The organism is Paenibacillus sp. FSL H7-0943 (genome assembly GCF_037963265.1).
GTDB lineage: Bacteria > Bacillota > Bacilli > Paenibacillales > Paenibacillaceae > Paenibacillus_AQ > Paenibacillus_AQ odorifer.
This window is the reverse complement of the sequence record NZ_CP150148.1, coordinates 6,504,110-6,517,530: the sequence shown is the minus strand read 5'-3', so window position 1 is coordinate 6,517,530 and position 13,421 is coordinate 6,504,110. Positions and strand designations below refer to the sequence as shown.

Below are 13,421 nucleotides of genomic sequence, written 5' to 3'. Positions count from 1 at the left end.
AAATTGGTCCAGGCCATGTGCCCCCTTTTATTGAACAATCTACAGTTAACGGGTATATTAGTAGGAAACATGTTTATACAAGAAGTAGTGTAACACTACAGAACGAAAGGTTGATAGCTGTGGAGAACCGTACTACCCCCTCCAATTTTATTAAAAATGTTATTACCGAAGACCTCCGTACGGGTAAAGTAAAAGAAGTTGTCACACGCTTTCCGCCGGAGCCGAACGGTTACTTACATATCGGACATGCCAAGGCGATTTGGATTAACTTTACACTGGCGGACGAGTTCGGTGGCAAGACTAACCTAAGATTTGACGACACGAATCCTGCCAAAGAAGATACGGAATATGTGAACTCCATTCAGGAAGATGTAAAGTGGCTGGGCTATGAATGGGAAGAGCTGCGTTTTGCATCGGATTATTTTGAGGAAATGTACAAACGTGCCGAATTATTAATTACTAAAGGTAAAGCTTATGTAGATGACCTCAGCGCGGATGAAATTCGCCAATTGCGGGGAACGCTGACGGAGCCAGGACAGAACAGCCCACATCGTGAGCGCAGCATCGAAGAGAATTTGGATCTGTTCCGCCGTATGCGGGCAGGGGAATTCAAAGATGGTGAGAAGGTTCTTCGTGCCAAGATCGATATGGCTTCACCAAATATTAATCTGCGTGATCCTGTCATCTATCGGATTACTCATGCGCATCACCATAATACAGGGGATAAATGGTGCATCTACCCGATGTACACGTTCGCTCATCCACTTGAGGACGCCATTGAAGGTGTAACTCACTCCCTTTGTTCGCTTGAGTTTGAAGATCAACGCCCATTTTATGATTGGGTCGTAGCGGAATGTGAGATGCCTTCTGTTCCGCATCAATATGAATTCGGCCGTCTGAATCTCGCTCAAACCATGACTAGTAAACGTAAGCTGAAGCTGCTGGTAGACGAAAAACATGTGGATGGCTGGGACGATCCGCGGATGCCAACGATCTCCGGCCTGCGCCGCAGAGGATATACGCCGGAAGCGATTCGTAAATTCGTGTACGAAGCAGGGATCTCCAAGAGTCAGGGTCTAGTGGACCTGCAAATGCTGGAGCACTTTATCCGGGAAGACCTTAAGTTAACTGTGCCTCGCACCATGGCTATACTTCGCCCGCTTAAGGTTGTTATCACCAATTATCCGGAAGGCCAAACAGAATGGCTTGAAGCGGAGAATAATACAGAGAATGAAGAAATGGGTGTACGCCAAATTCCGTTCTCTCGTGAGATTTATGTTGAGCGCGACGACTTTATGGAGAATCCGCCCAATAAATATTTCCGCTTGTTCCCCGGCAATGAAGTACGCCTGAAGCATGCTTATTTCATCAAATGTAATGAAGTCATTAAAGATGAGAATGGCGAGGTTGTTGAACTGCATTGTACGTATGATCCGGAAACAAAGAGTGGCAGTGGATTTACAGGCCGTAAGGTAAAAGGTACTCTGCACTGGGTAGAAGCTAGTCAAGCTGTGCCTGCAGAATTCCGTTTATACGAGCCACTGATTTCTGCTGAAGAAGTAGATGAAGCTGCAGAAGTTGAAGGTCTGGATTCCACGGTAGAGAAAGCGGAGCCTAGCTTCTTGGATCAGCTTAATCCTAAATCCATTGAAATCTTACAAGGTTTTGTGGAACCCGCGCTTAAGGACAGTGTGGCTCAGGATAAATTCCAGTTCTTCCGTCATGGCTATTTTAATGTAGATAGCAAATATTCGGCGCCTGGGCATCTCGTATTCAATCTTATCGTTTCACTGAAGAGTTCATTTCAGCCTCCAAAACAAGGCTAACACTTGATTCGTTCAGGTTCTTTATAATAAAACAGGCACAAACGTCCCGTTTAGGTACGTTTGTGCCTGTTTTTTATATTTTCGCTTATAATATTTCGATGTGAGAGAGTTCTTCCTCATCCTCTGTAGGGGGCCGGTAGCCTCCACGGTTTACAAAGAGCCACATGAAAGTAAAGCCTAGCGTTCCAAACAGTGTCAAGAAGACACCCGCTTGATACATGCTCTGTGCCCCTAGATTTTGATACATCCACCCGCCGAGAACTCCTCCAACAATACCGGCTATACCGCTCCAAGTCAGTGTGTAGAGCGCTTGTCCTGAAGCACGGTAAGGTCTTGGAATAAGAAGCATGGTCAGTTGAGTGCCTACATAGAAGAAACCACCAAATGTTATGCAGTGTAAAATTTGAATGAGCACTACTTGGAGGGCTGTAGTCGCGTCCGCCATGAACCACCATCGTAGTACGAATAAAGCGCTAACCAGCGCAAGCCAGCCGAGCAGAACAGATATTTTACGTTTAAGGAATCGGTCGCAGAGAACAAATACACCCACTTCCAAAATAGAGGAGAGGAATACTGCGAGACCAATCATTCCCTTGGAGCCGCCTAGGTCCGTAATATACAAAGACATGAATGTAGTGTTCATGGTGTTCGGTATGGAAACTAGGATACCAAACAATATGAAACACAAGAAAAAGGGATTATAAATTAGTTTGCTGAAGCCTCTATACGGCATAGGAGCCATGCCAATGGTATGGTTAAGTTTCGGTAATGCAAGAATGGATAACATTGATGCACATAGTAAGCCTGCAAACAGATAGGACAAGATAGATACACCAGCCCAATCAAGGACCAATCCGGCGGCAATTGCAATTAGTGCCCACCCCAATGAACCCCAAAGCCGAAAAGAACGGAAGCGATAGTTAGTTCCGTCAATATAGCTGAGAATCATCGTATTGCTCTGAGCAAATAACGGTCCTTGGAAGAAATAGAACAAAAGAATGGAGATGTAGATCATCTCATATGTATTTGCCCGAAACATAAGCTGGGATAACACTAACGTTCCGATTAACATAAGCAAAACGATTCTCCGGATATTCTGGTATCGGTCAGTCCAGATTGCCCAGAATGGATTTGCAAAGATGGATACTAGCGCACCCATAGAAAATACGGCACCGATCTCTAATTTGTTCATCCCTACATCCAGCAGGTATAGTTGAAAGAAGCTGGAGAAGAGGACCATGGTTCCGTATACAAAAAAATTGAACCATTTTAAAGACGTGAAAGAAGATGGATAGTTAACGCCTTTCCGCAAATGCGTCACTCCTTTCCCACTAGATGTCTTGCATGGATATACTGACCAATATTAGGCCCTTCTATCACTGTAACACGTGTTGAAAAGGGATACAAACTTCCTTTTTTACTTTTTTACATTTTTTTAACGTTTATTTAAATTTGATCCGCTAAGTGACAAAAAACGCATATAACAAGTTTGCAGGTGGTAGAAATGTTAAGAGTTCGCTCCTCCTTATTAGGAATATGCCTGAGGATTATCCTATCTACGTTTGTATAAAAGAGAATCAATGGGTTTAACTTCAGTTTACAATTCAGGGCTAGGATGGGGTTAGGCGAAACAGAGAAGATACATTCTTCTCGCAGATTCACCAAGAAAAGGGGAGTTTTTGCATGAAAAAATCCGAAGCTAAGGGGAAAACGGCGCTGAAGCCATTCCTCACATTATTAAAAGAAACCAAGCCTTCATACGGCTTATTGGCAATAGCCATTGCACTAAGCATGATCTCGACATTGGTTAGTCTGGTGATCCCAATGTTCACCAAAAATCTGGTGGATGGCTTTTCTTTGGCTTCTGTCAGCAAGCTGCAAATTGTGGGCATAGCGGGTGCTTTTATCGCGCAGACGATCGCCGGGGGAATCTCTATCTATCTGCTGAATTATGTAGGCCAGAAGATGGTTGCAGGTCTTCGTGACCGGTTATGGCGTAAATTTTTAGTGTTGCCAGTAGCTTATTACAATGATAATAGGACAGGAGAAAGCGTCAGCCGGATGACGAATGATACAGGGATCATCAAAACGCTGATCTCTGAACATCTGGCCAGCTTATTTACCGGAGTGATTTCCATTGTGGGCTCCATTGCTGTGCTTTTATTTTTGAACTGGAAGATGACGCTTGTTCTGTTCACCGTTCTTCCACTATCTGCGTTGATTTTGGTGCCGCTTGGACGGCAGATGTACAAAATCTCCAAAGGCATGCAGGACGAAACAGCTTCTTTTACCGCCACACTTAGTGGTGTATTGTCAGAGATCCGTCTGGTGAAATCCTCGGGTGCAGAGAAAAAAGAGTACGAAGCAGGCAAAACCGGAATTATGAACCTGCTCTCCTTTGGCATTCGTGAAGGCAAAATCAGCGCTATGATCAGTCCACTTGTCTCTTTTGTCTTTATGATGTTACTTGTGGTCATTATCGGTTATGGCGGAATGCAGGTATCTTCCGGTGCTTTGACAGCTGGAGAGCTGGTAGCCTTTATCCTGTATCTTATTCAGATTATTATGCCGCTTACTCAATTGACCACGTTCTTTACACAGATTCAGAAAGCTAAAGGGGCATCAGAGCGCATTATTGAAACCCTGGCAGCAGAAGAGGAGGTATATGAGGGCCAGGAAGAGGCGAACGGTGCAGAGGGTCCTATCTCGGTAGAAGATCTAAGCTTTGGATATAAAAATGGTGAGAATGTGCTAACCGATGTAAGCTTCCGGATGCTTCCGGGTCAGGTGACGGCTATTGTTGGACCGAGCGGGGGCGGCAAGACTACATTATTTTCACTGCTCGAACGATTCTATGAGCCTCAGAAAGGTATGGTTAAGCTAGGCGATAAACCAGTGTCAACCTTCTCATTACGCTCATGGCGGAAACTGATCGGGTACGTCTCACAGGAAAGCCCATTGTTGGCAGGTACGATTGCTGAGAATTTAACCTATGGATTGGATCGAGACGTTAGCATGGAGGAGATGCGCGCAGCAGCAGCAATGGCTTATGCAGATGGCTTTATCGATGAGCTTCCTGAAGGATATAATACGGATGTCGGTGAGAGAGGTGTGAAGCTCTCGGGTGGACAGCGGCAACGGATTGCTATTGCTAGAGCGCTGCTGCGGAATCCAAAGATTCTTATGCTTGATGAGGCGACCTCCAGTCTGGATAGCCAATCAGAGGCCGTAGTGCAGAAGGCACTGTCCAATTTGATGAAGGGCCGGACTACGATTGTAATTGCGCACCGTTTGGCTACTGTTGTAAATGCTGAGCAGATTATTTTTATGGAAAAGGGCCAGATTACCGGGATGGGAAGACATGAAGAACTGCTGGAAAACCATGAGCTATATCGTGAATTTGCCACCCAGCAGCTGCAGATGAATAACCTTGAGATTCAAGACAATAAAGAGGAGGCTCCAGTGATACATGACAAAAATACTAGTAGCGGACGACGATCCGCACATCCGTGAATTGGTAGAAGTATTTCTGAGAGCTGAGGGGATGGATGACATCTATGGAGCTTCTGATGGACTGGAGGCTCTTCAGATTCTGGAGAGCCATAACATAGACTTAGCCATTATTGATGTGATGATGCCCAATTTGGATGGCTGGGAGCTGTGCCGGAAGATGCGCCAAACCTATGATTTTCCGATATTGATGCTGACGGCTAAGGGAGAGACCTCACAAATTGTGAAGGGCTTTGAGCTGGGAAGTGATGACTATCTCGTCAAACCCTTTGAGCCAGTGGTGCTTATTGCGCGAGTAAAGGCGCTGCTCAAACGTTACCAAATCTCTGCTGCACAAAGTGTGGGGATTGGCCGGCTGCGAATGAATCGTAAAACCTACGAGGTATCCTCAGCGTATGGAGAAGTCACCTTGCCGCTTAAGGAATTTGAGCTGTTATTTAAGCTGGGCAGCTATCCGGGGCAGACATTGACTAGAGACAGGCTAATCGAAGAGATATGGGGTTATGATTTTGAAGGGAATGAGCGGACGCTCGATGTGCATATCAACCGTTTGCGCGAACGGTTCGCTCCTGATAAATACGGGTTTGTTATTCGTACCATCCGCGGATTAGGCTATCGGTTGGAGGCAGAGGCATGAACCGGTTTAAGGAGCTTCTTAAGCGGATTGGGATGACTTTTATTTACTTCGGTGGTGTTGGGATTAGCTGGAGTGCAGCTTATTTCTTGATGAACTGGATATATGGCAGGGTTGGACGCCCCTCTTCGGAGTATTTGACCCAGTTAATCGGCGTGATGGTCGGAATTGTGATTTTGTTTTTGATGGCATTGGTAACCTCCAAGTTATTCCGGGGCTGGGAACGTGTTTTTTATAAATCAATTATCGAAGGTTTAGGGCGGATTGCTAAGGGTGATTTCAATGTGGTACTTGATAATACAAAGGACTACGGTGATTTCGGTGAGATTGTAGAGAGTATCAACGTAATGGCCAGCGAACTGAGCCAGATGGAGACCATGCGTCAGGATTTTATCTCTAATGTATCGCATGAAATTCAATCTCCGCTAACCTCTATTCGGGGGTTTGCTCTTGCGCTGCAGGATGAAACTCTGAGTGTGAAGAGCAGGAGGCACTACCTTAATATTATAGTGGCTGAGAGTACCCGCGTATCTGGGCTCAGTGATAATTTATTGAAGCTGTCCGCGCTTGAATCGGGCAATTTTCCGTTTGAAAATCAGATTTACCGCCTGGATAAGCAGCTTAGAGATACGATTCTGGCTTCTGAACCACAGTGGTTGGAGAAAAAAATAGAGGTAGAGGCTGAACTGGAAGAAGTGAATGTATCTGCTGTAAAAGATTTAATGAGTCAGGTTTGGACTAATCTGCTGCATAACAGTATCAAGTTTACTCCGCAGAACGGTTGCATCCATATTAGCCTTCGCATGGTGGATGAGCAGGTAGAGGTGGAGATTCAAGATAGTGGGATTGGCATCTCGGAGGAAGATCTGCCTCGGATCTTCGAGCGTTTCTATAAGGCAGATAAAGCTAGAACCGCAAGTGGTGGCGGTAGTGGACTAGGTCTGTCATTGGTTAAAAAAATCGTTGAGCTGCATGAAGGTAAGGTAACTGCAAATAGTCGCCCGGGGGATGGGACAGCGTTCAAGGTGAGCTTGCCAGTACGAATGAAATAAACTTGCTGTATGTGAAAAACAGCTGAAGCCGGTATTCTGGGTGGATTCGAAGACAATACCTTCCGTCCTGAGAAAAAGGCTACAAGAGCCGAGGAGGCGGCGACTATTTCTAAGCTGCTCGAAGCTCTATCTCTCTAATAGTGATTGAATAGCTCATCGCTAAGCTTTAAGCACAACGCCGCTTTCCCAGATCGTTCAGTGGGAAAGCGGCGTTTTTTGTATTTATGCAATTAAAAGAGGAACTATAATACCGGGATGGACGTTTATCCACCAATTTGAGACATGCGCCGAGCTGTCGGCGTGTGGCTCTGTGCTTTTTTCTCCAGAGCTAAGGCCATTTCATGATTATGGGGTTTGTTGCCCAGCGCTTTCCGGAATAAGGCCTGCACAGCAGCAGGATCGCTTATCAAAGGGCGGACATTGTATTCATCTGCCCAATACAGGCAAGCTTTGATGTGCCCATCTGCGGTAAGTCTCAGGCGGTTGCAATTATCGCAGAAGTGCTCGCTCACCGGATGAATCAGGCCGAATGTACCAGGGGATCCGACAACCCGCCGATTCTGGGAAGGGCCATTCCCGGAGGGCATTTCTGCCGCTTCCGTTTCCCAACCAGCCTCAGTACAAGCTTCTACAACCCTTTCCAGAGGCAGATAAGTTTGGCGCCAAGCATCAGTAGCACTGCCAATCGGCATGTATTCTATAAAGCGTACATTTAGAGGACTCTCCAGCGTAAGGGAGATGAAGTCTTTGATTTCGTCGTCATTAATTCCTTTCATCAATACAACGTTAAGCTTTATCGGTTGAAGTCCGGCGGCTTGTGCGGCCTCGATCCCCTTTAATACCTTGGCGACTTCGCCGCCACGAGTAATCATAGAAAATCGATCCTGCCGTAAGGAGTCTAGGCTGATGTTTACCCGTGACAGACCGGCTTCTTTTAGCTGTGCTGCTTTGGCTGGAAGCATTAAACCATTTGTAGTCAGCGAAATATCTTCTATACCTGGGATCGCAGATATCATAGCAACAAGCTTTTCCAGATCTTTGCGGACAAGAGGTTCTCCACCAGTTAGTCGTACTTTACGTAATCCAAGAGGGGCTAGCGACTTAACGACTGCGGTAATTTCCTCGTAACTCAGAATCTCGTCCTGCGGTTGGAATTGCATCCCTTCCGCTGGCATACAATAGATGCAACGCAGGTTGCAGCGGTCGGTAACCGAAATGCGGATGTAATCGTGTAAACGTCCAAAAGGGTCCGTCAGCGGCTCCATGGCGTTGCTCCCTTCCTTTAAATCTGGCTGATAAATTGCTCTTATACTTTCTCGTATACACGCATAACGTCCCTAATAGGACAGAACGCGAAGATGTTTATACTTGTTTAGAATTTTAAAGATCGCTTGGATTCACGTCAATGAGCAAAGTTCTGGACGACAGGGTTTCATTACATAAAACTGGACAAACTAGATAAGAAGATAACGCATATTGAACAACGGAAAGTGTGACAAAAGTACGACAAATAAAGTTTTTAGACATAGAATGCTCACGGAAAGCGCTTTTAATATCCGATATAATCTAGGTGCGGATTAGTTTTAACGTTCACTTTTGCGAAAACAGATAGGATACCGGAAACCGCACGTCGGTAATGTGACGGAGAGTGACCGGGAAACCATTGAGGAGGATTTGCAAAATGAGTACACATACTGTTCCATCGCTCACCGTTCCGGAGGCTTTTAGCCGTTGGTTGGAAAGTCGGGGATTAATATATCAGCTTTTAGTGGATTTTTTGGGTAGAAAACCATCACTCTCTCTAGTGGCTCAATGGAGCCGCAATCGCCAGATGAGTGTAGCGGCTGAGATGACGGAAGGCGGTCGGGAGCTGAAGCGCTATTTGAGTCAGGAACCGAACAAGCTGCCAATGATATGCGAGAAAGAGAGCAAAGAATATAAACGGCTTATGCAAGAACAGTCCGTTAGTTCTTTTAAATTGCGCGAAGCAGCGATTTTAGGACGCTCGGAGGATTTCTGTAACGTGCTTGCGGATGTGTACACCTCCGCTGGAATTGTATTCAATAAGTGTAATGGTGAAGCCGATGATCATATTGCTATTGAGCTCGAATTTATGGCAGTCATGCATGAGCGTATGCTTTACAATAGCTTTTCAATAAGAAGTGCTATGGAGCTGCTTGATATTCAGGAGTCCTTTTTGGAAAAGCATCTACTGCAATGGACACCGCAGTTCTGTCAGAAACTGAATGCAGCAACGGATAGTCCGCTATATCTAGGCCTCTCACATATGCTTGAGGAATTTCTGCCACTTGATCTGCAAATGCTTCGTTCCTGGAGAGCTTCACTGGAGAGCAGTGCAGCTACAAGCATTTAATATTAGAAAGCCCGGCCTATCCATTAGGTCGGGTTTTTGCGTGCTGGTCAAGTAGGTATGAAGCTTTAATAGAAGTTCTGTAGCAAATAGAAGTACCGTGTGAAGCATCCTAGTGATGATCTAATTAAACTCCGATAGAAGTAGAGGCTGAAGCACCAACTGAAGTAGTAATTGAAGTACCAACCGAAGCGCCTTATTGTTGCCCAACTGAAGCACCGATAGACTAATTGAGGAATTTATCCCTGGAATATTAGAGTTTCTCGTCATCAGACTAAAAATGAGGGAAAACCTCCCTAAAGTATAGCTGTTTCGGTGGTAATTAAAGAAATCCCCCTTATTATCAGGGAGGAAATCCCTAATTTCGTTCATTTAGAGCGAATATTGGCTTTTTTCAGGGAGTTTTTCCCTAATTAGTTTAAGATCCACTCCGCACATCGCCCAAACACAGAACGCAGTAAACACAAATGTACGCCGTCCAAACGACCCACGCAGATCACCCGCTGTATACCGCACATCGCAAACGTTCACGGTACATTAGCCTCCACCACGCACAAACGCACATCATCCACCGTTCTCTAATCAGCACCCTAATGGCGTTGAACATTGGCACAGCACACAGTCTATTGGCTAAAGCAAGAATCCGCTGTGCAGCCTTTTACTAAAAAAAGAAGCTGCCTCATAAGTAGAATTCACTACTTTGGAGACAGCCTCTCGTGTGAGCCTATTTACTTGTTCACATCATAGTTCTAATCAATTACCTTTTTGCTGCGGAATTTCATCAGGAATTCATACACGACTGGCACTACTACAAGTGTCAGAAGCGTGGAACTGACCAAACCACCGATTACGGTCACGCCGAGGCCCTTGGAGATAATTCCTGCACTGTTTTCAAGTCCAGTAACCAATGGCAGCAATGCACCGATCGTTGCAAGTGCAGTCATCAGGATTGGACGTAAACGTGTGCCACCTGCTTCAAGCAAGGCTTGACGCGTAGTGAGTCCTTCTTTTTCCTTATGAATAACGCGGTCGATAAGGACAATCGCATTCGTTACTACGATACCAATCAACATCAGCGCACCCATGAGCGAGGACACGTTTAAGGTTTCTCCAGCGATCAGAAGGGCAACGAGTACCCCGATCACTGTGAAAGGAAGTGAGAACAGGATAGCGAATGGTGCTAATCCACCGCCAAATGTAACCACAAGCACGAAGTATACGATGGCAATAGCAGCCGCCATAGCAATTCCTAATTGACCAAACGTATCATTGATCTGCTCGGTTACACCGCCGAAGGTAACAGTTACACCATCAGGCAATTCCATAGCGTCTATTTTTTCTTTCACGCTGTTCGAAGCGCTATTCACGTCACTCGAAATAATTTCGGCAGTAACATCTACCTTCATTTTACCGTCCATACGAGTAATCGAGTCAGGGGAGGAGCCATTTTCAATTTTAGCGACTTGCCCGATTGGCACGGAGATGCCTAGTGGGGAAGTCAAAGTAGCCTCTTCCATTTCTTTAATACTCTTGTACGTTTCTTTATCTGTTTCGATATAGACTTTGTAGTTCTTGCCGTCCAATTCTACTTCTGTGAGCACTGGACGTGTGCCTGCTGGACTCAGCTTCATCGCAATTTGTCCGGCTGTAAGTCCAAGGGAGCTAAGCTTCTGTTGATCCGCTACAATCGTATATTGATCGTAAGCTTCCTTGAGACTTGTTTCTGCGTCTTTGAAATTAGTGGTGTCAGCCTGTACGATTGAGGCAATCTCATCCGCGACTGGCTTCAGCTGATCCAGTTCATCTCCGAATACATTCACGGTCAGAGTGCTTCCACCCATGCCTCCACTCATCAGAGCGGACATGTCACCCCATACACCATCTGGCACTTCTGCGGTCAAACCTTCAATAAGCTTCTCTTTAACAGCTTCAAAATCAGGAGTGTCACTATCATAAACGATGAAAAATAGTCCTGAATTGCTGGATCCACCCATACCCATCGGGCTTCCGCCGCCAATGGAATATTGCATTTTGTCTATATGCTTCTGCGCTAAAATGTATTTTTCAGCTTTCAGACCTTGCTCTTGAACTTCCTCAATCCGTTGTCCAGCCTTTGGTGAATAAGTAAGCATTACGGTTTTATCCTCTTGGGATGGCATAAAGCTTACACCAATAGGTTTGATTAAGAACAAGCTGCCTGCAAGGAGAAGAACGGCAACTCCAAAAGTAACGAGCTTATGAGAAAGACACCAGTTTAGAATCTTTTGATAACCAGCAGAAAGTTTGTCTGGTTTCTCGCTGTGAGTTTTTTTACCTTTCAATCCATTACGGAACAACGAGTGAGCCATTGCAGGAACTAGGGTAATCGCAACTACTAATGAAGCGAGCAGGGCGAAGACCATGGTTAGAGCGAAAGGCAAGAACAGCTCACCAACCATACCACTAACCAAAGCAAGTGGTAAGAACACCGCGATGGTTACAATTGTAGAGGACATGATAGGCACGAACATTTCACGTGTGGCCGCACTGATTAATTCTCTACCCTTCAGTTTCTCACCAGATAAGGAGAGCCGTCGATATATGTTCTCTATGACTACAATCGAGTCATCGACTACCCGCCCAATCGCGACCGTCATCGCTCCCAGTGTCATCATATTAAGCGTAATGTCCATCTGCCGCAGACACAGCACTGCGATCAGCAGGGATAATGGAATAGAGATGATAGAAATAATCGTCGAACGAATATTCCGCAGGAACACCAAAATGATAATTACTGCGAATAAGGCACCAAATACCGCTTTGGATAACATCGTATTTACGGAGTCCTCAATGGGCTTACCTTGGTCAAGTAGAACAGTAAGGTCAATGCCTTTATATTGTGCTTTTAATTCTTCAGTTTTGTCTTTAACGCCATTTACAACATCAACAGTGTTGGCATCATTGGCTTTGACAATCTGAATACCGATCGATTCTTTACCATTTGTACGGGAGATGGATTCGGAATTGCCCACAACCTCAATCGTGGCCAGCTCTCCGAGCTTCACGGTTGGAAGTCCCATACTTGCAGCTCCGCCAGGAGCAGCATTTCCAGCACCAGCACCAGCAGCTCCGTTAGCAGCACCAGCATCAACGCCGGCAGCTCCAGTAGCTCCAGCACCAGCAGCGTTAGCGCCAGTTGGCATTACCGGAATGGTCACATTTTTAAGATCCTCAACGGTAGTGATGTTGCCATCCACGACAACTGCCTTTTGAGCCTTGTCCATCTCGAATAGTCCGAGTGGAACACGGAGGGAAGAGCCTTGAATGATACCTTTAACGGTATCTTCGGTCAGTCCATATTGATTGAGCTTATCTTGATTGAATTTGAGTGATACTTCTTTGACGTATTGACCAGAGATTTGGATAGAAGCGACACCCTCAACATCCTCCAGGGCCGGGCGAATATCGTTCTCAGCAATACGGGTCAGTTCCTCAAGATCCTGGGTATCCCCGTTAGAAAGACTGAGGGAGACAACAGGCATTGAGCTAAGACTAAAGCGGGAAATGGAAGGTTTCTGCACATTGTCTGGTAATGAGACTTCATTTAGTGATTCGCGCACTGCTGCTGTAGCATTATCCAGATTTGTTCCATAATCGAATTCAATTTGGATACTGGAGGCATTCTCCAAAGAAGTGGAGGTGATCGTCTTTACACCATCCACATTGCGGAGCTTTTGCTCCAACGGTTTGCTGACATCATTAACGACGCCTTCTGGTGCGGCCCCCGGATAAATGGTTGTTACGCTAAGATAGGGTATACTAATATTAGGCAAGGTTTCTTGCTTCATCGTCAGTCCGCTATATAAACCGGCAAACACAATAATTATCGTCAGAAGCCAAATGGCAAATTTGTTCCTGAGCGAGAAATTAATTAAGCTTTTCATAAGTTTCTTTTCTGCTCCTCTCGGCCCTCTTCTTTACGAAATAGGGCGCCATTATAAAAAATCATAATACTCACTATCCATGACTTTCTCTCTACCGAACTCTTC

Annotated in this window: 8 protein-coding genes; 5 read left to right on the top strand and 3 right to left on the bottom strand. The window is 45.5% G+C overall.

Annotated features, from left to right (window positions below; all coding sequences use genetic code 11):
• Positions 1-119 precede the first annotated feature (119 nt).
• Positions 120-1,826 carry a glutamine--tRNA ligase/YqeY domain fusion protein gene (locus NSQ55_RS28560; protein WP_038574952.1) on the top strand — a complete coding sequence of 569 codons (1,707 nt, stop codon included), beginning with the start codon at positions 120-122 and terminating at the stop codon, positions 1,824-1,826.
• Between the two features lie 85 nt (positions 1,827-1,911).
• Here NSQ55_RS28560 and NSQ55_RS28555 read toward each other — a convergent pair whose 3' ends face one another.
• A complete protein-coding gene (locus NSQ55_RS28555) occupies positions 1,912-3,147 on the bottom strand; it encodes an MFS transporter (RefSeq protein ID WP_305953522.1) in 1,236 nt (411 codons plus the stop codon).
• A 362-nt stretch (positions 3,148-3,509) separates the two neighbouring features.
• Here NSQ55_RS28555 and NSQ55_RS28550 point away from each other — a divergent pair, with 362 nt between their 5' ends.
• The 3 genes from NSQ55_RS28550 to NSQ55_RS28540 are packed head-to-tail and all read left to right on the top strand — an operon-like array spanning position 3,510 to position 7,022.
• Complete coding sequence (locus tag NSQ55_RS28550) at positions 3,510-5,339, top strand: ABC transporter ATP-binding protein (RefSeq protein WP_339170269.1); 1,830 nt, start codon at positions 3,510-3,512, stop codon at positions 5,337-5,339.
• Positions 5,296-5,973, top strand: coding sequence for a response regulator transcription factor (locus NSQ55_RS28545; protein WP_076123953.1), 678 nt, complete (start codon positions 5,296-5,298; stop codon positions 5,971-5,973). The genes NSQ55_RS28550 and NSQ55_RS28545 overlap by 44 nt, the downstream gene beginning before the upstream one ends.
• Positions 5,970-7,022: a HAMP domain-containing sensor histidine kinase gene (locus NSQ55_RS28540; RefSeq protein WP_076192343.1), complete on the top strand. Its 1,053-nt coding sequence runs from the start codon at positions 5,970-5,972 to the stop codon at positions 7,020-7,022. The genes NSQ55_RS28545 and NSQ55_RS28540 overlap by 4 nt, the downstream gene beginning before the upstream one ends.
• 263 nt (positions 7,023-7,285) lie before the next feature.
• On the opposite strand, the gene moaA is transcribed toward NSQ55_RS28540, so the two are convergent.
• A complete protein-coding gene (gene moaA, locus NSQ55_RS28535) occupies positions 7,286-8,287 on the bottom strand; it encodes a GTP 3',8-cyclase MoaA (RefSeq protein WP_339170265.1) in 1,002 nt (333 codons plus the stop codon).
• Between the two features lie 416 nt (positions 8,288-8,703).
• Between moaA and NSQ55_RS28530 the strand changes: the two genes are divergently transcribed.
• Positions 8,704-9,396 carry a molecular chaperone TorD family protein gene (locus tag NSQ55_RS28530; protein ID WP_076123947.1) on the top strand — a complete coding sequence of 231 codons (693 nt, stop codon included), beginning with the start codon at positions 8,704-8,706 and terminating at the stop codon, positions 9,394-9,396.
• 746 nt (positions 9,397-10,142) lie between these two features.
• On the opposite strand, the gene NSQ55_RS28525 is transcribed toward NSQ55_RS28530, so the two are convergent.
• Positions 10,143-13,316: an efflux RND transporter permease subunit gene (locus NSQ55_RS28525; RefSeq protein WP_076301451.1), complete on the bottom strand. Its 3,174-nt coding sequence runs from the start codon at positions 13,314-13,316 to the stop codon at positions 10,143-10,145.
• Between the last annotated feature and the right edge of the window lie 105 nt (positions 13,317-13,421).

Coding starts and splice junctions, on each gene's coding strand:
- NSQ55_RS28530 (WP_076123947.1), top strand. CDS start 8,704: ATGAGTACACATACTGTTCCATCGCTCACCGTTCCGGAGGCTTTTAGC.
- NSQ55_RS28545 (WP_076123953.1), top strand. CDS start 5,296: ATGACAAAAATACTAGTAGCGGACGACGATCCGCACATCCGTGAATTG.
- NSQ55_RS28525 (WP_076301451.1), bottom strand. CDS start 13,316: ATGAAAAGCTTAATTAATTTCTCGCTCAGGAACAAATTTGCCATTTGG.
- NSQ55_RS28550 (WP_339170269.1), top strand. CDS start 3,510: ATGAAAAAATCCGAAGCTAAGGGGAAAACGGCGCTGAAGCCATTCCTC.
- moaA (WP_339170265.1), bottom strand. CDS start 8,287: ATGGAGCCGCTGACGGACCCTTTTGGACGTTTACACGATTACATCCGC.
- NSQ55_RS28540 (WP_076192343.1), top strand. CDS start 5,970: ATGAACCGGTTTAAGGAGCTTCTTAAGCGGATTGGGATGACTTTTATT.